The 22,232-nt window shown below is 45.4% G+C and carries 33 protein-coding genes; 23 read left to right on the top strand and 10 right to left on the bottom strand.

Going from position 1 to position 22,232, the window contains the following annotated elements; all coding sequences use genetic code 11:
• Window positions 1-220 precede the first annotated feature (220 nt).
• Window positions 221-1,780 carry a sensor histidine kinase KdpD gene (locus tag DXD25_RS04110; RefSeq protein ID WP_089543576.1) on the top strand — a complete coding sequence of 520 codons (1,560 nt, stop codon included), beginning with the start codon at window positions 221-223 and terminating at the stop codon, window positions 1,778-1,780.
• A gap of 45 nt (window positions 1,781-1,825) precedes the next feature.
• Entirely contained in the window at window positions 1,826-2,524 is a 699-nt protein-coding gene (locus tag DXD25_RS04105; protein ID WP_089543577.1) for a response regulator transcription factor, read from the top strand.
• A gap of 153 nt (window positions 2,525-2,677) precedes the next feature.
• Here DXD25_RS04105 and DXD25_RS04100 read toward each other — a convergent pair whose 3' ends face one another.
• Window positions 2,678-2,866 (bottom strand): hypothetical protein, encoded by a 189-nt coding sequence (locus DXD25_RS04100; RefSeq protein WP_089543578.1) that lies wholly within the window; start codon window positions 2,864-2,866, stop codon window positions 2,678-2,680.
• A 174-nt stretch (window positions 2,867-3,040) separates the two neighbouring features.
• Here DXD25_RS04100 and rpsF point away from each other — a divergent pair, with 174 nt between their 5' ends.
• From rpsF to DXD25_RS04065, 7 genes are all read left to right on the top strand, one after another.
• Complete coding sequence (rpsF, locus tag DXD25_RS04095; RefSeq protein ID WP_006847398.1) at window positions 3,041-3,385, top strand: 30S ribosomal protein S6; 345 nt, start codon at window positions 3,041-3,043, stop codon at window positions 3,383-3,385.
• Window positions 3,386-3,387: 2 nt separating this feature from the next.
• On the top strand, window positions 3,388-3,657 hold the full coding sequence (gene rpsR, locus DXD25_RS04090) for a 30S ribosomal protein S18 (protein ID WP_006847399.1): 270 nt from the start codon (window positions 3,388-3,390) through the stop codon (window positions 3,655-3,657).
• A gap of 19 nt (window positions 3,658-3,676) precedes the next feature.
• A complete protein-coding gene (gene rplI / locus DXD25_RS04085) occupies window positions 3,677-4,195 on the top strand; it encodes a 50S ribosomal protein L9 (protein WP_089543579.1) in 519 nt (172 codons plus the stop codon).
• A gap of 286 nt (window positions 4,196-4,481) precedes the next feature.
• A complete protein-coding gene (gene fabD, locus DXD25_RS04080) occupies window positions 4,482-5,369 on the top strand; it encodes an ACP S-malonyltransferase (protein WP_117661916.1) in 888 nt (295 codons plus the stop codon).
• A gap of 91 nt (window positions 5,370-5,460) precedes the next feature.
• A complete protein-coding gene (locus DXD25_RS04075; protein WP_117661915.1) occupies window positions 5,461-7,653 on the top strand; it encodes an alpha-amylase family glycosyl hydrolase in 2,193 nt (730 codons plus the stop codon).
• A gap of 1,049 nt (window positions 7,654-8,702) precedes the next feature.
• Window positions 8,703-9,011, top strand: coding sequence for a helix-turn-helix transcriptional regulator (locus DXD25_RS04070; protein ID WP_089545258.1), 309 nt, complete (start codon window positions 8,703-8,705; stop codon window positions 9,009-9,011).
• A 9-nt stretch (window positions 9,012-9,020) separates the two neighbouring features.
• Window positions 9,021-10,511, top strand: coding sequence for a type II toxin-antitoxin system HipA family toxin (locus DXD25_RS04065; protein ID WP_117661914.1), 1,491 nt, complete (start codon window positions 9,021-9,023; stop codon window positions 10,509-10,511).
• A 209-nt stretch (window positions 10,512-10,720) separates the two neighbouring features.
• Here the strand turns inward: DXD25_RS04065 and DXD25_RS04060 are convergent, their stop codons facing one another.
• The 9 genes from DXD25_RS04060 to DXD25_RS04020 all read right to left on the bottom strand — a co-directional run bounded on the left by DXD25_RS04060 (window position 10,721) and on the right by DXD25_RS04020 (window position 14,947).
• Complete coding sequence (locus DXD25_RS04060; RefSeq protein WP_117661913.1) at window positions 10,721-11,755, bottom strand: low specificity L-threonine aldolase; 1,035 nt, start codon at window positions 11,753-11,755, stop codon at window positions 10,721-10,723.
• 22 nt (window positions 11,756-11,777) lie between these two features.
• On the bottom strand, window positions 11,778-12,095 hold the full coding sequence (locus DXD25_RS04055; RefSeq protein WP_117661912.1) for a heavy metal-binding domain-containing protein: 318 nt from the start codon (window positions 12,093-12,095) through the stop codon (window positions 11,778-11,780).
• Between the two features lie 45 nt (window positions 12,096-12,140).
• Window positions 12,141-12,464 carry a hypothetical protein gene (locus DXD25_RS04050; protein WP_147327845.1) on the bottom strand — a complete coding sequence of 108 codons (324 nt, stop codon included), beginning with the start codon at window positions 12,462-12,464 and terminating at the stop codon, window positions 12,141-12,143.
• A gap of 1 nt (window position 12,465) precedes the next feature.
• Window positions 12,466-12,666, bottom strand: a complete 201-nt coding sequence (locus DXD25_RS04045; RefSeq protein WP_117661910.1) for a hypothetical protein — start codon at window positions 12,664-12,666, stop codon at window positions 12,466-12,468.
• Window positions 12,641-13,072: a hypothetical protein gene (locus DXD25_RS04040; protein WP_117661909.1), complete on the bottom strand. Its 432-nt coding sequence runs from the start codon at window positions 13,070-13,072 to the stop codon at window positions 12,641-12,643. The genes DXD25_RS04045 and DXD25_RS04040 overlap by 26 nt, the downstream gene beginning before the upstream one ends.
• A gap of 1 nt (window position 13,073) precedes the next feature.
• Window positions 13,074-13,523: a hypothetical protein gene (locus DXD25_RS04035; RefSeq protein ID WP_117661908.1), complete on the bottom strand. Its 450-nt coding sequence runs from the start codon at window positions 13,521-13,523 to the stop codon at window positions 13,074-13,076.
• 153 nt (window positions 13,524-13,676) lie between these two features.
• Window positions 13,677-13,910, bottom strand: a complete 234-nt coding sequence (locus DXD25_RS04030; RefSeq protein WP_117661907.1) for a hypothetical protein — start codon at window positions 13,908-13,910, stop codon at window positions 13,677-13,679.
• Window positions 13,911-13,937: 27 nt separating this feature from the next.
• Window positions 13,938-14,507, bottom strand: coding sequence for a MarR family transcriptional regulator (locus tag DXD25_RS04025; RefSeq protein ID WP_117661906.1), 570 nt, complete (start codon window positions 14,505-14,507; stop codon window positions 13,938-13,940).
• A complete protein-coding gene (locus DXD25_RS04020; protein ID WP_117661905.1) occupies window positions 14,504-14,947 on the bottom strand; it encodes a helix-turn-helix domain-containing protein in 444 nt (147 codons plus the stop codon). Before DXD25_RS04020 ends, DXD25_RS04025 begins: the two co-directional genes overlap by 4 nt.
• 167 nt (window positions 14,948-15,114) lie before the next feature.
• On the opposite strand from DXD25_RS04020, the gene DXD25_RS04015 reads away from it, so the two are divergent.
• The 14 genes from DXD25_RS04015 to DXD25_RS03965 all read left to right on the top strand — a co-directional run bounded on the left by DXD25_RS04015 (window position 15,115) and on the right by DXD25_RS03965 (window position 22,209).
• Window positions 15,115-15,357, top strand: coding sequence for a hypothetical protein (locus DXD25_RS04015; RefSeq protein WP_117661904.1), 243 nt, complete (start codon window positions 15,115-15,117; stop codon window positions 15,355-15,357).
• Window positions 15,358-15,478: 121 nt separating this feature from the next.
• On the top strand, window positions 15,479-15,676 hold the full coding sequence (locus tag DXD25_RS04010) for a helix-turn-helix domain-containing protein (RefSeq protein ID WP_117661903.1): 198 nt from the start codon (window positions 15,479-15,481) through the stop codon (window positions 15,674-15,676).
• Entirely contained in the window at window positions 15,673-15,966 is a 294-nt protein-coding gene (locus tag DXD25_RS04005) for a hypothetical protein (protein WP_117661902.1), read from the top strand. The genes DXD25_RS04010 and DXD25_RS04005 overlap by 4 nt, the downstream gene beginning before the upstream one ends.
• On the top strand, window positions 15,963-16,301 hold the full coding sequence (locus tag DXD25_RS04000; RefSeq protein WP_117661901.1) for a hypothetical protein: 339 nt from the start codon (window positions 15,963-15,965) through the stop codon (window positions 16,299-16,301). The genes DXD25_RS04005 and DXD25_RS04000 overlap by 4 nt, the downstream gene beginning before the upstream one ends.
• 275 nt (window positions 16,302-16,576) lie before the next feature.
• Window positions 16,577-17,437: a hypothetical protein gene (locus DXD25_RS03995; RefSeq protein ID WP_117661900.1), complete on the top strand. Its 861-nt coding sequence runs from the start codon at window positions 16,577-16,579 to the stop codon at window positions 17,435-17,437.
• A 104-nt stretch (window positions 17,438-17,541) separates the two neighbouring features.
• Window positions 17,542-17,847: a hypothetical protein gene (locus DXD25_RS03990; RefSeq protein WP_117661899.1), complete on the top strand. Its 306-nt coding sequence runs from the start codon at window positions 17,542-17,544 to the stop codon at window positions 17,845-17,847.
• Between the two features lie 13 nt (window positions 17,848-17,860).
• Window positions 17,861-18,802, top strand: a complete 942-nt coding sequence (locus DXD25_RS03985; protein WP_117661898.1) for a YqaJ viral recombinase family protein — start codon at window positions 17,861-17,863, stop codon at window positions 18,800-18,802.
• A gap of 12 nt (window positions 18,803-18,814) precedes the next feature.
• The gene (locus DXD25_RS16610; RefSeq protein ID WP_158556286.1) at window positions 18,815-18,988 is read left to right on the top strand and encodes a hypothetical protein; all 174 of its coding nucleotides are present in this window, start codon (window positions 18,815-18,817) and stop codon (window positions 18,986-18,988) included.
• Window positions 18,989-18,992: 4 nt separating this feature from the next.
• Window positions 18,993-20,045 (top strand): DUF6291 domain-containing protein, encoded by a 1,053-nt coding sequence (locus DXD25_RS03980; RefSeq protein ID WP_147327844.1) that lies wholly within the window; start codon window positions 18,993-18,995, stop codon window positions 20,043-20,045.
• 96 nt (window positions 20,046-20,141) lie between these two features.
• On the top strand, window positions 20,142-20,360 hold the full coding sequence (locus DXD25_RS03975) for a hypothetical protein (RefSeq protein WP_117661896.1): 219 nt from the start codon (window positions 20,142-20,144) through the stop codon (window positions 20,358-20,360).
• Complete coding sequence (locus tag DXD25_RS03970) at window positions 20,357-20,839, top strand: hypothetical protein (RefSeq protein WP_117661895.1); 483 nt, start codon at window positions 20,357-20,359, stop codon at window positions 20,837-20,839. The genes DXD25_RS03975 and DXD25_RS03970 overlap by 4 nt, the downstream gene beginning before the upstream one ends.
• A 23-nt stretch (window positions 20,840-20,862) precedes the next feature.
• The gene (locus DXD25_RS16605; protein WP_158556285.1) at window positions 20,863-21,021 is read left to right on the top strand and encodes a hypothetical protein; all 159 of its coding nucleotides are present in this window, start codon (window positions 20,863-20,865) and stop codon (window positions 21,019-21,021) included.
• A 2-nt stretch (window positions 21,022-21,023) separates the two neighbouring features.
• On the top strand, window positions 21,024-21,149 hold the full coding sequence (locus tag DXD25_RS17420) for a hypothetical protein (RefSeq protein ID WP_255415680.1): 126 nt from the start codon (window positions 21,024-21,026) through the stop codon (window positions 21,147-21,149).
• 46 nt (window positions 21,150-21,195) lie between these two features.
• The gene (locus tag DXD25_RS03965) at window positions 21,196-22,209 is read left to right on the top strand and encodes a hypothetical protein (protein WP_117661894.1); all 1,014 of its coding nucleotides are present in this window, start codon (window positions 21,196-21,198) and stop codon (window positions 22,207-22,209) included.
• Window positions 22,210-22,232: the final 23 nt, after the last annotated feature.

Below are 22,232 nucleotides of genomic sequence, written 5' to 3'. Positions count from 1 at the left end.
AAAATGTTGTTTGAAATATAACTTCGAATTATCTCTCTTATATAAATTAAAATTTTATGTTGATATGACCAATGGGGAGCCTGCATGTGATATGTCGGCTCTCTCTTTTATTTTTATATATGCAATTATAACCGTTTGTTTTTGTTAATTTGAGCAAATTGAAGTGAAATAATTAACTGTTTTGTGTTAACCAATTAAGAAATTTCCTATCTTTGCCCCTATGAAAAAGAAAACGATTTGGACCATAGCCGTTATTATGGGCTTTTCGTTCCTTGCGCTGCTATTCCTGCAGCTCAGTTACATCCAGGAAATGGTGAACATGAAGAAGGAACAGTTTGACGAGTCGGTCAACAGAGCCCTATATCAAGCTTCAAGAAACTTGGAGCTGAATGAAACTTTGCGCTATCTTGAAAAGGATGTCAATGAGACTGAACGCAAGGCTAGTAAGAAGGATTCTGTGGGAACCCGCAGCGGTCAGCTGGATGGAACCATCCAGCACTCTCATCAGTATTCTGTGGTAGGTAAGGATGGTACGGTCTATTCATCCTTCGAGTTGAAGACCATTGCAACCAATCCTGCCAACAAGCCGAAGGCGATGATTCTGCGCAGCGACAAGAACTCGCTTAATGAGACTCAGAAGTCCTTGCAGGAGATTGTGAAGAATCGCTATGTGTATCAGAAAGCGTTGCTCGACGAAGTGGTTTATTCCATTCTCTACTCGGCATCCGATAAACCATTGAAGGAACGAATCAACTTCAAGCAGTTGGATCAGGATCTCAAGGCAGAGATGATGAACAATGGAATCAATATCCCTTATCACTTTACGGTAACAACCCAGGATGGCAGGGAGGTGTACCGTTGCCCGGATTATACCGACGAGGGTGAGGAATACAGCTATTCTCAGGTACTCTTCCGCAACGACCCGCAGTCGAAGATGGGAGTTGTAAAGGTTCATTTCCCAGATATGAACAGCTACATCTTCTCCAGTGTGCGCTTCATGATTCCTAGTGTCATCTTTACGCTGGTATTGCTCATTACCTTTATCTTCACCATCGTGGTCATCTTCCGGCAGAAGCGATATACGGAGATCAAGAATGACTTCATCAACAATATGACCCATGAGTTGAAGACGCCTATTGCCAGCATCAGTCTGGCGGCACAGATGCTCAACGACCCATCGGTTTCCAAGAGCGAGCAGATGCAGAAGCATCTGGGTGGTGTGATAGATGATGAATCGAAGCGACTCCGCTTTCTGGTAGAAAAGGTATTGCAGATGAGTATGTTTGACCGCAAGAAGGCGGTGTTCAAGAAGAAGGAACTCGATCTGAATGAAATCGTTGAGAATGCGGCTCACTCTTTCGCCCTCCGCGTAGAGCATACGGGAGGAAAGATTTACGTGGATATCGAGGCGATAGACTCTACGCTCTATGTGGATGAGGTGCATTTCCAGAATGTGATTTTCAATCTGATGGACAATGCCGTGAAGTATCGTAAACCCGAAGAGCCTCTGTTTGTCACGATGAAGACATGGAATGATGAGCATCATCTGTATCTCTCTATCAATGATACGGGTTTGGGTATGAAGAAGGAGAACCTGAAGAAGATCTTCGACAAGTTCTACCGCGTACATACGGGCAATGTGCATGATGTGAAGGGCTTCGGACTCGGTCTCGCCTATGTGAGGAAAATCGTGGAATTGCATGGTGGAGAAATCAAGGTTGACAGCGAATTGGGCAAGGGTACTACCTTTACCATCAAGCTGCCGGTGATACATGATTAAAAGACAATGATAAATAGAATATTAACAAGTAAAAATAATAAGAATATGGAAGAGACAGTAAAAATCCTGCTTTGCGAGGATGATGAGAATTTGGGTATGTTGCTTCGTGAGTATCTGCAGACCAAGGGCTTTGCTACAACATTGTGCCCTGACGGTGAGGCAGGCTTCAAGGAGTTCACCAAGAACAAGTATGATATTGCCGTACTCGATGTGATGATGCCTAAGAAGGATGGCTTTACCCTGGCTCAGGAGATTCGCCAGCAGACGGCAGATCTGCCAATCGTATTCCTTACTGCCAAGACTTTGAAGGAGGATATTCTGGAAGGCTTCAAGATAGGTGCTGACGATTATATCACCAAGCCTTTCTCTATGGAGGAGCTGGTGTTCCGTGTAGAGGCTATCCTTCGCCGTGTACGTGGCAAGAAGACCAAGGAATCTACCATGTACCACATCGGTAAGTTTACCTTCGATACACAGAAGCAGCTGCTTACCATCGGTGATGAGCAGACCAAGCTGACAACCAAGGAGAATGAGCTTCTTGCTCTTCTCTGTGCTCATGCCAACGAGATTCTTCAGCGTGATTTCGCATTGAAGACCATCTGGATTGACGACAACTACTTCAATGCGCGCTCTATGGATGTGTATATCACCAAACTCCGCAAGCATCTGAAGGAAGATCCGCAGATTGAGATTATCAATATCCATGGTAAGGGCTACAAGCTCATCGTTCCGGATATGGATTAGGAATATGGATTGACAGAAAAGCAGTAAACTGTATAAAGCAGTAGAAAGCTATCTATGGAAAAAGAGAAAAGGGATAAGTTTGCAGAAAACCTATCCCTTTTTCTTTCATTTCTGAATCGTCTTATCTGAAACATCATGTCCAGGTTCCGTTTCTTATCCCTTCTTCAGCGAATAGACAAATCCGGCAATGCCAGCCAGAATGAAGAACAGACCTGCAAACAGCATGATGTTGTTCTTGATGGCAAAGGCGAAGCTTGCCGCAAGCAGCAGAACGCCCAAAACGATGAAGGTCATACCCATGGAAGGGAGGGTATGGAGCGATTTTTTGAGTCTTTTATCCATATTTTCTTGCAATTAACAATTATTTTCTGCAAAAGTACAAAAAATATTTGGTTAATTCAAGAAAAAGTTGTAATTTTGCACCGCAATTCGTGAAATGGTGTGTGTTTACGCACACATTTCTATGTTTTGCAAGAGAATTTTAATATTAATTTTTTAATTATTTACAAAAGTAGTATGAATCAATACGAAACCGTTTTCATTTTGACTCCCGTTTTGTCTGATGAACAGATGAAGGAAACGGTCGCTAAGTTCGAGAAGGTACTCACCGATAATGGTGCTGAGATTCTGAACAAAGAGGCTTGGGGTTTGAAGAAGTTGGCTTACAACATCGAGAAGAAGACATCAGGCTTCTACAGCTTGGTTGAGTTCAAGGCTGAGCCAACTGTTATCGCTAAGCTCGAAACAGCTTATCGCCGCGACGAGAAAGTAATTCGTTACATGACTGTTAAACTTGACAAGTATGCTGCCGCTTACGCAGAGAAGCGTCGTGCAAAGCTTGGTAAAAAAGAGGAGGCTTAATCATGGCAGATCAGAAATCAGAAATCCGTTATTTGACCGCTCCTTCTATCGACACAAAGAAGAAGAAGTATTGCCGTTTCAAGAAGAGCGGTATTAAGTACATCGACTATAAGGACCCAGAGTTCTTGAAGAAGTTCTTGAACGAGCAGGGTAAGATCCTTCCACGTCGTATCACAGGTACATCTTTGAAGTATCAGCGCCGCGTGGCACAGGCTGTTAAGCGTGCTCGCCAGATCGCTTTGCTTCCTTACGTAACCGATTTGATGAAGTAATTTAAGGAGGAGAAGAAGAATGGAAATTATTTTGAAGCAAGATATTATCGGTCTTGGATACAAGAACGATATCGTAAATGTAAAGAGTGGTTATGGTCGTAACTTCCTTATCCCTACAGGTAAGGCTGTTATCGCTTCTCCATCTGCTAAGAAGCAGTTGGCTGAGGATTTGAAGCAGCAGGCTCACAAGCTTGAGGCTATCAAGGCTGAGGCTGTTAAGAAGGGCGAGGCTCTCAATGGCATCGTTCTTACTATCGCTGCTAAGGTTAGTGCTACTGGTCAGCTCTACGGTTCAGTTAATGCTGCAACTGTTGCTGAGGAGCTCGCTAAGAAGGGCATCGAGGTTGATCGCAAGATCATCACTATGAAGGATGCTAAGAAGGTAGGCGAGTACGAGGCTACTGTACACTATCACAAGGAGGTTGAGGTTAAGGTTCCAGTTAACGTTGTTGCTGAGAACGCTCCTGTTGCAGCTCCTGCTGCTGAGGAGGTTGCAGCTGAGGCTGTAGCTGAGGAAGAGGCTCCAGCAGCTGAGTAATCCTCAAAAAAATAATCTCAAATCGACACAAGTACGAAAATTTTCGCACTGTAAAGCAAATTAATATAAAGATCCCTTTTGCCGAAAGGCATTAGGGATTTTTTGTTTCTGTATTCCGATATCAGGGTAAAATCGTATAATAGAGTGGTAATTTAGTACATATATAACTTTATTTTAGCTTATTCTCTCCCGATTCTCAGAAAAATATTGTATCTTTGCAGCCGAATTCATGGAATTCGCTTATAAAGAAGAAATAATTAATAATAAATTTTTAAAATAGATAAAAATGAAAGCATTTGTTTTCCCTGGTCAGGGTTCTCAGTTCGTAGGTATGGGTAAGGACCTCTACGACAACAACGCATTGGCAAAAGAACTTTTCGATAAGGCTGATGAAATTCTCGGCTTTAAGATTACTGATATCATGTTCGCTGGTACAGACGAGCAGTTGAAGGAAACCAAGGTTACCCAGCCTGCTGTATTCCTCCACTCTGTTATCTCTGCTCTTTGCCTGGGCGATGAGTTCCAGCCTGCTATGGTAGCTGGTCACTCTCTCGGTGAGTTCTCAGCCTTGGTAGCTGCAGGTGCTATGGCCTTCGAGGATGGTTTGAAGCTGGTGGCTGCACGTGCCAACGCTATGCAGAAGGCCTGCGAGGCTAATCCTGGAACTATGGCTGCCATCATCGGTTTGCTTGATGAGAAGGTTGAGGAAATCTGCGCTCAGGTTAGCACAGAGGGCAACGTTGTAGTTGCTGCCAACTACAACTGCCCTGGTCAGCTCGTTATCTCTGGTAATGTTGATGCTATCAATGCTGCCTGCGAGCAGTTGAAGGCTGCCGGTGCCAAGCGTGCCCTGCCATTGAAGGTAGGTGGTGCTTTCCACTCTCCATTGATGCAGCCAGCAAAGGACGAACTTCAGGCAGCTATCGAGAAGACTGCTTTCTCAGCTCCTAAGTGCCCTGTTTATCAGAATGTAGATGGCAAGCCTCATACAGATCCAGCTGAGATTCAGCAGAACCTCATTGCTCAGCTCACAAGTTCAGTACGCTGGACAGCTTCTGTTCAGGCTATGATTGCTGATGGTGCTGACGATTTCACAGAGTGTGGTCCTGGCAAGGCTTTGCAGGGTATGATTGGCCGCATCGACAAGACTGTAGGTAATCACGGTATTGCATAATCATCTATCAGAATAATCATGCGTTTTATCTTTCCGGCAAAGGCGTTGCCGGGAGGATAAAACGTTTTATCATTTAAGTAACGACCGCTAAATGAAGGAAAAAATAGTTATTTACCAGGTTCTCCCCCGATTGTTTGGTAACAGGAATACCACTCGTAAGGAGAATGGCAGTATTGAAGAAAACGGTTGCGGAAAGCTTAATAACTTTAGTGATGAGGTGTTGGCCCGTATTCATGACATGGGTTTCACTCATATCTGGTTCACAGGTGTGATCCGTCACGCTACACAGACAAACTACTCATCTTATGGTATTCCTACTCAGCATGCTGAGGTGGTAAAGGGCAAGGCTGGATCGCCATACGCCATTACCGACTATTATGACATTGACCCTGATTTGGCCGTGAATGTCAGCCTGAGAATGAAGGAGTGGGAGACTCTTATCGAGCGTACGCACAAGGCTGGTATGAAGGTCATCATGGACTTTGTGCCGAACCATGTGGCTCGTGAGTATCATTCCATCTGCAAACCGGCAGGTGTGCGGGATCTGGGAGAAGATGATGATACCAATATGCACTTCTCTACGAAGAATAATTTCTATTATACATGGGGCGATCTCGACCTGAATGAAGTTCGCTACTCTAAACCGGAGTTCAAGGCTTATAATGCCAAGGATGCCAAAATCTATGAGCCATACGAGGAGAGTCCGGCAAGAGCTACGGGAAATGACCGTTTCGACAACCGCCCGGGTTGCAACGACTGGTATGAGACCGTGAAGCTCAACTATGGTGTGGATTACTGTGATGCAGGTGGCAGAAGCTATCACTACGAGCCGGTGCCAAGCACCTGGGGTAAGATGACGGATATCCTGCTCTACTGGGCAAGCAAGGGTGTAGATGGATTCCGCTGCGACATGGCAGAGATGGTGCCTACGGCATTCTGGTCATACGCTACGGCGATTCTGAAGTCCAAGTTTCCTCATATCATTGTTATCGGTGAGGTGTATGATCCTAACCAGTATCGCAACTATGTGAAGGCGGGATTCGATTATCTCTACGATAAGGTGGGCATGTATGATTGTCTTCGCGGTGTGATTCGTGGTGAGCGTCCGGCAGCCAGTATCACTCACGAGTGGCAGGTGGTGGATGACATCCGCGATCACATGCTCTACTTCCTGGAGAACCATGATGAGCAGCGCATAGCCAGCGACTTCTTCTGCGGCAGCGCCATGAAGGCGATTCCTGCAGCAGCCATGAGTCTCTTCTTCCAGAAGAATCCTTTCATGCTCTACAGCGGACAGGAGTTTGGCGAGAAGGGTATGGACAAGGAAGGATTCAGCGGCAGAGATGGCCGTACTACGATATTCGACTACTGGAGTCCGGAGACCCTGACCCATGCTTATCAGGAAGGTGAGGAGGAAGCATATACTGCAGAGCAGAAATATCTGGCTGCTACCTATCGCCAGCTTCTCCGTCTTGCCAATGAGGAGAAGGCGCTTCGCGAAGGTGATACCTTCGACCTGATGTATGTGAATCCGGGTTCAGAGGGCTTTGATCCACGTACCAATTTTGCCTTCCTTCGCAAGAAGGATAATGAGGTGATGCTCATCGTGCTCAACTTTGCCCAGGAGGCTCGCCAGCTGCAGGTATGCATCCCCGGTCATGCTTTCGATTTCTTCCAGATTACGGAAGAGGAGGTTCTGGTAACTGAATTGTTCTCGGGAGGCAAGAAGAAGGTAGAGTTGAAGAGGGGTGGAGTATTCCCGATATTAATGGATGCTAACGGAGTAAGAATCTATAAATTCAATGTCAAGATGGAGGAAAGTGATATCATATTGAATGAGCATCATAAGGAGGAATTCCCTCCTGCTCATACGGCTGAGCATCTGCTCAATCAGTTGATGGTTCGCCTGTTTGGCTGTGAGCGCAGCCGCAATGCACATATTGAGCGCAAGAAGAGTAAGATGACCTTCGTAGTCGATCACAAGCCTACCCGCCAGGAGGAGAAGGAGATTGAGACGGAGATGAATCGCCTGATAGAGCTTGATATGCCTGTGACTTACGAGTTTGTGGATCGCGACCACATTCCAGCAGAGGTGAAACTCGATCGTTTGCCTGATGATGCTAGTGAAACCTTGCGTCTGGTTCGTATCGGCGATTATGATGTTTGTCCATGTATTGGCAAGCATGTCCGCTCAACAGCTCAGATTGGCAAGTTTGTATTGCTTGGTACCAATTGGGATGAGCATGCGCATTCTTTGCGTATCCGCTTCAAGATTGTGCAATAATATAAAAAACAGCAATGGAGTAGTAGCCATTGCTGTTTTTTTTTCTTTATATCATCACCGTTTTCTTTCTTTCCTTTTCTTTCGTGCACATAAAAGTTTTTCTCGAAAAAAGTCTCAAAGTCTCATTATTTGTGGCTAAAACCGATGTATATGATTGATATATAATGGCTTATGAAAATGAGGCTTTTCTGTTTATTTTACAAAGAAGTATCATAGTAGTATCATAAATTCAATAGAAGTATCATAAAATTCAGGTAAGTCGCTTACAAGAAAGCCTTTTTTGAGGATTTATGTCTAGAAAAATAGGAGCAAAAACCAAGAAATGTCTACTATTTCAGTTCTATAGAATTGATAATGTCTACTATTTCAGTTTTTAAAACTGATAGTGTCTACTTTTCTAGTTTATTTAGTATGTCAATATTAACCAGGAATAAGTTGGAAGACTGACAATTGTAGTTAGGAATAAGCACATTGGCTGGTCTCTGAGTGCCCGTCACACGGGCACTCAGAGACCATGTGATGGGCATCGACAGAACAAGTGATGGGCACTTATTGCCCGTACTGTGGGCATCGAGTGCCCATTTTGTGGGGTGACTTTTGGGCACTATTTTGAGTAAGCGAATTCGTATTTTTTCTATATGTAGTTGACTACAATTTTGTGTTTTTGTACAATGCTTTATGGTGATTTGATGATACTTCTATCGAAATTATGATACTTCTATGATGCTTCTTTGTAAATATATTTGGAAGTGTCATTTTGCAAATCGTTATGTATCAGTAATTTATCTGCAAACAATGATACTTTGAGACTTTTTTCAAGAAAAAACATTTATGTGCGAGGATAAAGAATGGGTGAATCTGCGTCATTTGTAAGCGGCTCCTCACATCATTTTCATGAAAAATACAGAAAGTTAGAAAAAAACTCTTGAAAGTTTGTCAGTCTCATTTCTTTTTGTTATATTTGCATCCGTAAATATCAGTATATTGAAGATAACGGCTGATATAATGGATAAATATCATTATAATGATAGATAAATAAATGAAAGATTATGGCAGATTTATATGAATATTCTACTCCAGAGTTGGTACGCTTGCTGGGAGTGAGATTCAAGGAATATAGAATGAGATGCAATCTCACCCAGAAAGAGGTAGCCAAGCTTACGGGGCTTGGTTTGACCACCATCCACAAGTTTGAGAATGGAACAGCGGGCAATCTTTCGCTTGCCACTTTTCTTCTCTTGCTGAAGGTGGTGGGGCAGATTGATGCTATAAATGATGTGCTTCCAGAACTTCCTCCATCACCTTATTTGATGAGAAAGGATGAGAAGAAGGCACAGAGAATACGTCATACTAAATAATAACTGGTTATGGTAAATACGTTAAGAGTAATACTTTGGGACGAGGAAATCGGTCGCTTGGCATGGGACGAACACCGTAGGCTATCGTACTTTACATATAATCCAGAGTTTTTGAAGAAGGGAATTGATGTTTCTCCTCTTCAAGCCCCTGTGCGTGGTATTCGTGCAATGACACCCGTGTGGGGAGAGGATGCCAAAATGTACCAAAAACTTCCTGCTTTTTTGGCTGATTCGTTGCCGGATGCCTGGGGTAATCAGCTTTTCGAGCTTTGGCGAATTCAAAATCATATTCCTAATGCTGATATAACTCCGTTGGATAAACTATCCTTTATCGGTAAGCGAGGTATGGGTGCATTGGAATTCTTACCAGAGGTGGCAAAGACGGATAAGGCAGAAATGATAGATGTCAAGTCGTTGGCAGATTTGGCAGAGCGCATTTTCATCGAGCGTGAAAATGCCCACATTATGCCAGAGGAATCTATCACGATGCAGTCCTTGCTTACGGTGGGAACATCGGCTGGTGGACGCCAACCTAAGGCTATCATTGCCATCAATAAAGCTACGGGGGAGATACGAAGCGGTCAAGTGGCTGGGATGCAGGATTATGATTACTATATATTGAAATTTGGCGATACGAAATATAGTTCTGCCGAGATAGAGATGACCTATTACGAGATGGCCATCAAGTCGGGAATAGATATGATGCCATCCAGACTATATGAGATTGATGGAAACAGGAATTTTATAACGAAGCGTTTCGACCGTGATGGTGAGAGGAAGTTGCATACACAGACCCTTGCTGCGATTTCTCCGGAAACCGATAGCTATGAAGGACTTGTGGCAGTCTGCAGAAAATTACATTTGCCGGAGACTGATTGCCAGGAAGTATTTCGAAGACTTGTGTTCAATGTACTTTCCAACAATACGGATGACCATACAAAGAATTTCTCTTTTGTGATGGACGAGGCGGGTCTTTGGCGTTTGTCGCCAGCCTATGACCTTACTTATATTATAGATACAGGAGGCTATTTACCCAATACGGGTCATTGTATGTATGTAAGGTCTAAGCTGCATCATATTTCTTACGATGATGCCATTCAGTTTGCCAAGGACAATGGCATTCGGCGTGCTGATGCAATCATCAGGGAAGTAGCTGATTCTCTGCGGCAATTCCGTGATATAGCCAAGCGGTATGCCGTTCAAGACAGATGGATCAGTTCCATAGAGTCAGCGATAAATGCTCATCTCGTATCATGGGGGTTGGAGGATAAAGACAACAGTTCTTCTTCTTTTGAGATAGATGGCAAAAGTTGTACTGATGTTCGCATAGAGCAGGCCTACAAAGGAAACTTCCATTTGTATGCAAGCATAGATGGGCGAGACTGTAAGTTTATTATCGGAAAGAACAAGCCCGAATATGCTACGATTCAAGAGACGGGATTATCGAATCTTCCGGAGACGATGCTCAGAGATTTGGTTGCGAAATATCTGGTGAGATAGAAGATATTTGATTTAAAATAGAAAAAGCAAAGAAATCCACTTTGCTTTTTCTATTTTCTTTCTAAAAAGTTTGTATAATCAAAGATTATTCGTATTTTTGCACCGTCAGTCCCCCACCAAGCCTCTCAACGATGCTCAAATGTGCGGGTCGTTTTTGTATATATACGTTTCTTCTCAAAATACGCTAATGGAAAGATACATCTCTCCGGCTATAGAGTCTGAAGAATATGTTCCAATTCTTCGAGTTCTTCCTCTTTTGTTGCCCAACTCGTTACAAATCGGCAGATGATTTCGGTATCGCTCTTTCTTTCCCATATTTCGAATGCAACTTTCTTGGAAAGAGCATCGTAGAGGGAAGGTGAAAGTACGACAAACTGCTGATTGGTAGGAGAATCGTAGGCGATAGCTATGCCATGCTTCTGGAAGATGCTGCGGATACGGGTAGCCATGGCGATGGCGTGGCGCGATATCTTGAAATAGAGGTTATCCGTAAACAGCGTGTCAAACTGGATGCCTAGCATTCTGCCCTTGGCAAGCAAGGCTCCATGACGCTTTATGTTAGTGAAGAAATACTTTGGTGCCTTCATGCCAGAAAATACCACAGCTTCGCCCATCATGGCACCCACCTTGGTTCCGCCTATATAGAATACATCACAATGATTGGCAAGGAATGGCAAGTCATAGTCGCATGCCTCTGAAACCAGACCGTATCCCAGTCGTGCACCATCGATGAAGAGGCGGAGGTTATATTTCTGGCAGGTTGTATATAGTGCAGTCAACTCTTCCATGGTGTAGACCATTCCGAACTCTGTCGGCATCGAGATATAAACCATGCCTGGCTGCACCATGTGAGGATGCGTTTCATCGGCAAGGAAAGTATCCATATATGCAGACAGGGTGCTGGATGTTAGCTTGCTGTTCTCTCCTGGCAGCGTAATGACCTTATGACCAAATGCTTCTACTGCTCCAGATTCATGTACTTCGATATGACCGGTCTCCACACAGATAACTCCTTCGCATCCCCTGAGCACGGAGTCGATAACGGTGGTGTTGGTCTGTGTACCGCCTATCAGGAAGAACACTTCAGCATTCTCATTGTCCACGGCTTTACGGATTTTCTCTTTTGCAGATTCTGAGTATGAATCAAAACCATAACCGGATGTTTTCTCTCTGTTTGTCTTGCCAAGAGCCTCTAGAATCTCTGGCAGCATACCATTGTTGTAATCACTTTCGAATGAAATCATATGATATAATATAATGATAATATTAGATAATCACCGCCGTTCCGCTGCATGTTACCATCAGCATGGAACCGCTGTTGCCTACGGTTTCGTAATCCAGGTCGATGCCTACGATGGCGTTGCAGCCCAGGGATGCGGCACGGTCGGCCATCTCTCTGAGGGCAGTATCCTTAGCCTGACGGAGGGTGCTTTCGTAAGAACCGCTTCTTCCGCCGATTACATCACGAACACTGGCAAAGAAATCCTTCACAAAGTTGGTACCGATGATGGTCTCGCCAGTCACTACGCCACGATATTCACGGATAGGGTGGCCTTCTATAGTTGGAGTTGTACTCAAAATCATAACGTATGCTTTAAATGGTTAAAAATTAGATACTTAATACTGCTGCTATTTTTCCGTGCAGTTTTTATTCAGGTTTTTCACGATTTCGGACGTGAAGCCGGATGCGTAGAAGTCACCCGAACCAAGGAGCAGCCAGTATGGGTTGACGTGGTAATCACGGACGAGGAACTGCACCCAGGACGGACGGAAGCGACCGTAGCACTCGGCAGGCTTGTCTCGAAGGGATATTGTGTTCCAGCGGTTGAGACCGTACCGGTCCGTTATCGTCTTGAGACCTCCTATGCAGCCGTCAGCCTTCAAGCGTTCTAGGGCATCAAAGAAGCGCACGGCTATATCAACATCTGCGGACATCAGTTTTTTATCTTCCATATTATTCATTTAACTTTTGGTAGGCACGACTGAAAACGCTTTCCAGCCTTGCCCGATGATTATTCAATCTTTGCGACCAGTCCTGCAACTGAGCCAGCGAGGGGCGAGAAGCCAGCAGCCCATCCACCTCGGAAGGGGTGAGCACTGGCAGATATTCCTCGTAGGCGAGAAGGTAATCAATACGAAAATTTGTACGCATCATCTATACTGTCGTTTCTAGCGTTCTTTTCTCGTTGGGTGTACGCCTCTATACCGATGGCACGAAGCGTTTTTGCAGCTGTAGCCTTACTTATTGCGAATGTTCGGTTAACCCAAAATGCTGTCTTACTTTTGTATGAAACGACATCTTTTGCAGGGTTTGTGAGCTGAAACGATTCTCCCTTTTTCAATTTGGTATTGAGTATCTTTTGCATATTCTCGACCAAGGAGTTTCTTCCGATGAACGACAATGAATTATGATACTGCAAGAGCGTAACGTAATAGACAGTGTCTTTTCCCTGCACATCATACCCCAACTTTGAGAAGAGCATTGTCTTTATATTTTTGCTTTGCGCCTGCACACCCACGCACACAAGTACAAGCGCAAACAGCATTATTATCTTTTTCATATTACTTTTCGTTTAGATGATTAATATTTCTTTCGTAGAACTCATTCCAAGCCTTTTTCTTGATGAAGACGAAGAAGAGCAGCAGCCCTAGGGCGACCATCAGCAGATGGAGCGGATGGCACAAGACACCGAACCCGAAGGAACGCTGGAAGTCGATGCAGAACGAAATCAGCACTCTGTAGGTAGAGAACGCCCGATGCACCCAGCAGAAGCCATAGGCTAGGCTGACGATGATCCAGGCAATGAAGCCGAAGAGCGAGCAGTCGAATATCCACTCCGTGAGTTTTACCCGAATGCCGAATGAGAGCAGGGTGCAGTGCACCAGCATCACAAACGCACCCACTGGAGGGATGATGCCTATTATCAACCTGCTGGCTTTCCATAGCCAGCTTTTACCGAGAGCGGCAAGAAGAATCTTCTCCTTCCGCTCAATGAAATCCTCATCTTTCATCGTTACTTAGAATTTTAGTTGATATTATACCTGGCTGCGAGAACTAAAGTTCACGCAACCACTTCTGACCTCTTTTTGATTTCAAGAAGAGAACAAACGCAACACTCATCACGAACACGAATACATTAAAAAACAAATATGTTACCATAATCTCTAACTTTTAAATTTCATTATATAATTGGCAGCATTGGCGATTGCAGCACCGCCAAGGAAGCCAAAGATAATACACGCTATATTCACCATTGCAAGTTCTTTGCCAGTGAAAAGAGGAGACAGACCACCGACAGCAACGCTTCCGTACATCATTTTCGAGCAGTCGTACAGATACCCAGCCAAGAGTTTTCTTCTGTCCGTCTCCCTATCGTTTGTTGTTTTTTGACTAACCATACTTTTTCCTTTTGCAAAGTTACTAAATTATTTTTGTCCCACAATGGCAAGCAGCGTTTCAACTTGCTTTCGAAGAAAGGAATTTTCATTTTCGAGTCTTTCAACTTTTGCCATTAAAACCGATTCTAGTACAGTTGAAGGCTTTTGTTCTTCTGAAGGCTCAGGTTGCTCTAAAGGGAAGTTGGTGTCAATCCCTATCTCCTCTTTGTACTTTTGAATTACATCCTCAACCTTTTGGGCAAAATCAAGTTTGACACTTTTTGCTCCTAGCCTTCCGCTTAGATTTTGAGGGCTAGTCCCCAAAGCTGCGGCTATATAATTTAGAGGTATTCCGTATGATTTGATACGTCTTTTCAGTCCCTCACCAGTTACGCAATAATGCATCTTTTCATCAATCATTACTTGCTTTATTTTGCCAGGTATTGGAGGAGCACATTTTGAAACCGCATTTTTGACCCTTTCGACAAAATCGGCACTAACTCTTTCCTTTATCATCTTTGAACGAATATTTTGTGGACTGGTATCCAATTCCCTTGCTACATCGCTCATTGTAAGCCCAGAGTATTCAACATACCTTCTTAGCTCTAAACCAGTCATACGCTACCACTTATTTTTGTTGATAATTGCGCACGAAGGAACTTGATTTCCTCGTCCTTATCTGAAACCATCTTTCTAAGCAGTTCTAACTCCCTAGCCAAGGCATCGGTTGAGCTGATAGTCTGCGTGAACCCTTTACTATTCGAAGCATCAATGTTCGAGCCGATAATTCCTGCACCAACTTCGGATGGACTTGCAACCGTTGGAGAGAACATCGGTTCGATACCTTTTTCCAGCCAGTCAACCGAGACGTGCAGTGCACTGGCGATTTTGTAAATTACACGGTCGGAAAAACTTGCTTTTCCATTTATGGAGCGAGATAGATTTCCTGTGTCAATACCAGCCATTGTCGCCATTTTATTGATGGACATTCCACTTCTTTTGCGAAGAAGTTCAACTCGCTTTGCTATTTCCGTATTATTGTATTCTTTTGTAGTCATACATAATTATGTTTTAAATAATTGTAAACAACATTAAAAATACATTAAAACATTATGTATATCTTTGTATATTACAAAATGTTTTTGTATTTTTGCAACCGAATTACATAACGAGTTTAAAAACTCTTTGGCAAAGATAAACAAAATAATTTAAAATACAAAGGAAAATGGGAGAAAATTTCAATTATGATTTTCGAACACCGCTGCAGAAGCAGCAGGACGAACGAAAGAAGAACATCATTGCGATGTTTGCAGATTTCCGGGCAAAGGCACCTGCCGAGACTTCGGACAGCAGAATAATGCTTGCAGTATCGCAGCACGTAGGCTGCACCCAGCAGAACGTGCGTGTCTGTCTCATCAAGGCTGGAGTGATTACACCAAAGAAGAGACGTGCAGCCGTGCGCAAGTAAGTAGAACCATTTAAACATTCAGAGCGTATGAAGAAGTTTATCGAGTTTGTGACAAGTGACGAGTTCTTATCATTGGCATTTGCTGCCATAGTATCAATTTTAATCTTTTGGAGGGCATAATATGACGAACATAGAACCAAAGGTAGCGGATGCAGGCAGATACACAATGACAGAAACCTGCAAGGCATTGGGCATCCATCGCAACACCCTGCGCAGATGGTTGCAGGCTGGAAAGATGAAGGTCAAGTTCCGCAGAATCGACAACCGCAAGGTTATCGAGGGCGCAGAAATCAAGAGAGCGTGGAGGGTTGCCCTATGAGCAAGTTATCAATCAATATGCGCAGGATGATCGTGAAGTACAAAGACATCTGCTGGCTTATCACTAACTGGAAGGCGAACCGCAAGACCAGAAAGTGCTGCGAACTGAACAACAAGTGCTATCTGGAGGCAGAGCGAAGAATCCAGTACAGAGAGTTTCAAGGCAACCTATGCGTGGCACTGGATAACATACCGCTCATACCGCTGGACGGAACGGACAACGAGGTATTGAAGTCGTGCCGTGAGACCTTCCAAAGTTACATATTCAATCAGAGAGGAGGTAACGAATGAGGAAGATAATCGAGGAGTGCAGGAAGAAGATGTACGAAGCCATCTGGCTGGAGATAGACCGAGACCCACAGCGACCAGCGGTTGCAAGGGTGGACATCAAGACCAAGGCAGGAGGCATCTGCGTATGGTGCGACAGCGTGGGCAACATTGCTGTCGTGACGCACAAGAGCAACAATAACGACAGCGAGCGGCTGGAGGAAGCCATCGAGGGCTGCGTCAACTACAAGGACGTGATGGACGACTGGCTGGAGGAGAACAGCCAGCACGCAGACCAAGACCCGATGGACGCTTTCAGCGAAAGCAGGCTCGACAGCCTTATGGCTCAACTGGTTTAAGCTTTAAATTATTATAACAGTTATTTGACAATCCCAACAGCGGTTGGCAAAGGGCGCACGCAAAGATTCATATTGGTTAGAATGGTTAATGTTTTTTCGTTGTTAGTGTTTACTGCAAATATGCGGAAACTGACAGCGTGCGCCCTACAACGGAAGGGCATCCATCTGCAGCAGGCAAGGGTGGGGTAAGTTTTGGCAGTCAACTGGGGTTCGAATCCCCAGCCTTCCACTAGAGTTAATTAAAAAATTATGTTGAACTAGAAATTGAACGAATTATGGAAAATGAGATTATTCAAGTAAGCGGTGGCGAAATGCTGGAAGCCATCAACCGCTCGGAGATTGACGGACAGATTGCCACAGCGCACAAGTTCCCGAGAGACATTGCACAGTGCAAGCAGAATATGGTAGCACTGGCAGCGATGGACGATGATGTGGCATACAACTGCTTCTACCACCTGGAGCGCAAGGGCAAGGACGGACAGATTTCAATTATCGAGGGTCCGAGCGTGAGATTCACCGAGATTATATCAGCCTGCTGGAAGAACCTCCGCATCGCAGGTCGCATCATCGCCAACGATGGAAAGACCATCACGGCACAAGGCATCTGCCACGACCTCGAGAGCAATGTTGCCTACTCCTTGGAAGTGAAGCGCAGCATTCTGACCTCGAAGGGCTACACCTTCTCGCAGGATATGCAGGTGGTAGTCGGCAATGCTGCGGTTGCAATCGCCCAGCGTAACGCAATCTGCAAGGTCGTGCCGCAGGTATTGATTTCAAGCGTAGTCAAGGAGGTGCAGGCGAAGGCTCTCGAGCACATCAAGCAGACTGGCGTGCAGAGCCAGTGGAAGAGCTGCGTTGCCTGCTTCCAGGTGTACCAAGTGACTGACCTTATGCTGCTGGAATACCTGGGCAGGAAATCAGCCGAGGAAGTCACGGCAGAGGACATTCAGAAGCTGGGCGGTGTGTACAATGCCATCAAGGAAGGCACGACCACCGTAGAGGATACCTTCAAGAAGCCGAAGCAGCAGGAAGCAATCGCACAGCAGGCGCAGGCAGCAGCCGATGATGCCAAGAATAAGGCGCAGCAGGCAATGAGCCGCAGCCAGGGAAAGACTGGCAAGGCAGAGAAGAAATAAGCCATTTTATTAATAGCCCGAACCGCCACGGTTCAACCTATGGGGTGGGTTCCCATCACGAATAAGGGAAGCCGTGGCAACTTTTTAAACATTCAGTAAATCAAATGAAGAAACAGAACGAAACAGACAATCAGAGACGAGAGAGCACCATCGACAAGTACTTCGATAGAACCGCAGATGGTTACAAGGTATGGGTCGAGGGGAACGAGGAAGACAGAAACTTTTTGCAGATAGCTGCTGAGACAACTGGAGATACGGACGAAGAAGGAAACCAGGGTTACGATTTCCATATTGCTTACTCCGGCAAGAGCAGTGTCCTCGCAGATGGAATTTTCCAAGATATGAAAAGGGATGAATTCATTCGCTCGCTTATTCTTACGGCAGCTAGAAAATTCTTAATGGATAAATAAAAACATTCAGACAATGAAGCAGATTATAAAGTACAAGAACAGAGAGGAGTGGTTGCAGAACCGCTCGAACGGAATAGGTGCATCAGAGGCAGGCACGGTGCTGGGGCTGAATCCGTGGGAAACGCCATACCAGTTGTGGAGACGCAAGAAGGGCATCGACCCACCAAAGGTTGAGAACTTTGCGATGGTTGCAGGACACCTGCTGGAGGATGCAGTGGCGCAGTTCTTCCAGCGAGAGAGCCACTGCCACATCATCAAGGCGAGCACGGACGACTACACCATCACGAACACCGATGCGCCATATCTGAGAGTAAGCCCAGACCGCACATTCTGGAGAGCCGGGGCAACGCACAACGAAGCGAGCAAGAGCATCCTAGAGTGCAAGACCACGCAGATGCAGATAGATGCAGACGACCTTCCGAAACACTGGTTCTGCCAGTTACAAATGAACCTCGGAGTGGGAGAATACAAGGACGGAGCACTAGCTTGGCTTACGGCAGGCAGGGAGTTCGGCTACCGTGACATCGACTTCGACCCCGAGTTCTTCGGATGGATGAGGGATGAAATCACCAAGTTTTGGCTGGACTACATCGTGGGCAACCAAGAGCCACCAGCCTACAGCGCACAAGACGTTCTTCTGAAGTCCCCACTGCACAAGGCAGGAAAGGAGATTGAAGCCACAGCCGAAGTCGGGGATATGCTCATCGAGCTGAAAGACATCAAGGAGAAGGGCAAGGCACTGGAGAACCGACAGAAGGAAATCGAGGACAACTTGAAGCTGTTCTTCGGTGACGCAGAGAGCATCGTGGACGGAAACGGCAAGACGCTGGCAACGTGGAAAGCACCGAAGGCAAGTGAGAAGTTCGATGCCAAGGCTTTTCAGACAGACCATCCCGAGGAATGCGCTGCCTACATCAAGCAGGTGCAGGGAGCACGAAGATTACTCATCAAGTAAATTTTCAAGCTTATGATGCACCAAGTATCGACAACAGACATCAAGGCGATTGTGGGCTACCTGGAAGCCTACATCGCCAAGATGAAGACAGAGCCACGACTTCTCAGTACAAGGGAAGTCAACCAGACTCGCAGGGCTACCGTGCTCAAGCGGAAGCTTGAAAAGAAACTATCATTATCAGAATAAAATTATGAACGATTCATTTATCTTATACACATCATACTACGCTCTTATCGAGGGACTGACCGATGAACAACTCGGACAACTTACGAGAGCGATATTTCTCTACGCAAGGGATGGGGAGATTATCAGTCTCGAACCAGTCGTGCGTATGGCTTTCGCCTTTATCAAGGACAATATCGAGCGCAATCAAGACAAGTATCAAGCCAAGTGTGAGAAAAATAGACAGATTGCACTTGAAAGAGAAAGAAAAAAGCGAGAGGCAAGAGAAAAAGCAGGTAACACGAACGTGCACGAACGTTCACGAACGTGCGAAAATAACACGAACGTGCACGAACGTTCACCTTATGATAATGATAATGAATATGATAATGATAATGATGTTTCTAACGAAACAGATATATTAGAACCTTCTAAAGAAGCTTCTATGCAAAGTTTTTCCGAGAAAAACGTTTGCGCTGCAGAAGAGCCGCAAAAAAGTTCTGAGAAGAAGAAATCCAAGAAAGGCGAAATCGACTACGCAGCCATCAAGGACTACTGGAACGATCAGCACGACAAGACCAACAGCGCAATGCGAAGGCTTACGCTGATGACGGACAACCGCAAGGAGGCAATCAGAGGAAGGCTCAAGGACTGCAAGGGAGATATTTCCAAGATTTACCTAGCCATCGACAAGGCTATGGCTAGCGACTATCTGAACGCAGGGCATTCCTGGGCATCATACGACTGGGTAATGACAAGGAAGTATTTTCCGAAGGTGCTGGAGGGCAACTACGACAACACCAAGCCAGCCGCAAGCCAGCAGCCGCAATCGGCAGAAGCCAGGGCGCAGGATCCAGCGGCAACGGCAAGACCGAGCATCGGGGAACGCTACGAGCAAGCCAAGCACCGACAGCCAGCACCCCAGCAGAGCCAGGACGACAAGTTCCGATGGGTAATCCAGCAGAACCTTGCCGACTTGAAGAAGAACCCACGGAACAAGCCAGCCAAGGATTCACTGGCGAGATTCTACGAGAAGGGAGTTCTGCAGCGACTGGGCATCGACTGGAAGCCCGAAAAATAACGAATGAGGGCAAAATAAGCCGCTCTGAGCCGTTTTCTCGGTTCGGGCGGTAAATTATAAGGCAAACAGATTTTAAACGCTTAAAACGAAAGAATTATGGGAAAAGAAGTAATTGTAATTAATGAACCGAACGAAATAGCCAAGGATTTCGAGGAAGGTACGCTTCTGAATGTAGAAGGCAAGGTTCTCAAAGTTGAGAATGATACTTGTAATGAAAGTGGCTGCAATGTGTGTGCCCTTGATGCCGAGGAACTGGGCGAGTATTGTGCTTGCGCATTTTGCGGAGATTGTCACTTTATAGAGATTGAGCAATGAATGAGTTGTTTTTCCACGAATGCCGTGCCGCTGGGCTTGTGTTCAAGACCTCGGACGACTGGTTCAAGTGGTTGACCGATAACGGCTACGACATCAAGAAGCCGGTCGCAGAGCACGAAGGCTTCAAGTACACCATCAAGGATTTCTGCATCAATCCGCACGTAATCGAGTATTCCGTAGAGGGTGCAGATAACTGGGGATGGAAGGTAACGACCGCCAAGACGCAGTTCGGATGGATATGGGGGTTCAGTATTCAGAACGGAAAGACCGGGTATGAAAGCCATGTCGGCTACCCGAGCAGATATGATACCATCAGCATCTTCTATGGCAGTGAGGCAGAAGCGGTTCAGGATGCACTGACCTACATCATCGGCTACCTTTCGGAGAAGGCTGGAACCAAGAACGTCAGCCTTCTCATCTGGGCAGCAAAGAAGAAGCGGGCAGACATCGTTCATCCACAGATGGAACTTTTCGAATAGTTATCATATAAACCGTATTGGTTATGAACAGAGTTGAGAATATAATACTTGTCCGTGAGTGTGGTCTTCATCATCTGTCAGTTGACGACAGAGACATCTGGCTGGCAGATGATGAAATCAAGGCACTCGAATGTATCCTAAAGGATTACAATGCGGACACAGACAATTTTAAACGTAGTTGAAAATGAAGAAGATAGAAATCATCACGGACAGTCACCGTCATCACGTATACGTTGGCAACACCGATTTCTGGCTCGATACCATGGAGCTGATTGAACTGTACAAGAAACTGGGACGCACCAAGCTTTAACAGACAAAAGAAACAAGAGTAACAAACAATAAAAAACATTCAGATTATGGAACAGAAAGATTTTGATATTTACGAGATTTTGAAGGGTGTGCCTGTTGGCACTAAGTTATATACGCCAATGTGCGGAAATGTTGGATTCGCTTATCTTGCAACCAACAAGGAAGCAGGGGAAGCAATCTGGACTACGGACAAGAACGGAGAGTACACCTACAACAAGAACGGCAGATGGATGGAGGGAGGCGAAGTAATGCTTTTCCCATCCGATAGAATGAGAGACTGGAGCAAGTTTGCCTGGAAGAAGGGAGACGTGCTTATTACCGAAGATGGTAATGCGCATATTATCTTCGAGAAGTTTACGGATGATACTTACACAATTTTTGCTGGTAAGTATTATTATTGCAAAAATGGCAAGAAAGGATATACTTACCTCAGAGAATGCGATAACGCCATAACAGAAGAATTCACTCTAGAAACCGAGGATGCAGCCAAGACCTACATCGGATTCATCGAGAAGCGATTGGGCGGAAAGCTGAACCGTGAGACCCTGGAGATTGAGAAGCCAGCGTTCGAAATCGGAAAACTCTACGTTTTCAATGAACAAGACGAGGACGGAGAGCTGACAATCATCGGCAAGCTCATCGGCAAGGACGAGAGCTATGACACGCTGACATTCGGCTACCAGTACGAAATCGAGAATGAGAAGTTCGTGACCGACCAGACCTTCGACCTGCGTATCAGCGTACACGAGGAACTGCGAGAAGCAACAGAGGGCGAAGCCATCACGTTCCAAGAGGCTTGTACCCTCTGGGAGAAGAGCAAGGAGCAGGGCAAGGAGCAGCCACCATTCAAGCCTTTCGACAAGGTGCTGGTGAGGATCGGAGGGAGATGCAAGTGGATACCAGCGTTCTTTGTCCGTGACCGTGGAGAGGACTTTGCGTGGAGATACAACGTATTGCCTTTACATGGAGGAAAGCAAGCAGACTTCGCCGCCTGCATCTCATACGAGGGCAATGAGCACCTTGCCTTCACTGACTGCGACACCGAGAACCTATCATTCTAGGGAGTATGGCGAGCGAACTGTGC

Source organism: Prevotella sp. TF12-30 (assembly GCF_003436715.1).
In the GTDB taxonomy this organism is placed as follows: domain Bacteria; phylum Bacteroidota; class Bacteroidia; order Bacteroidales; family Bacteroidaceae; genus Prevotella; species Prevotella copri_A.
The sequence above is the reverse complement of the archived record's forward strand: the minus strand, read 5'-3'. Positions and strand labels throughout refer to the sequence as shown.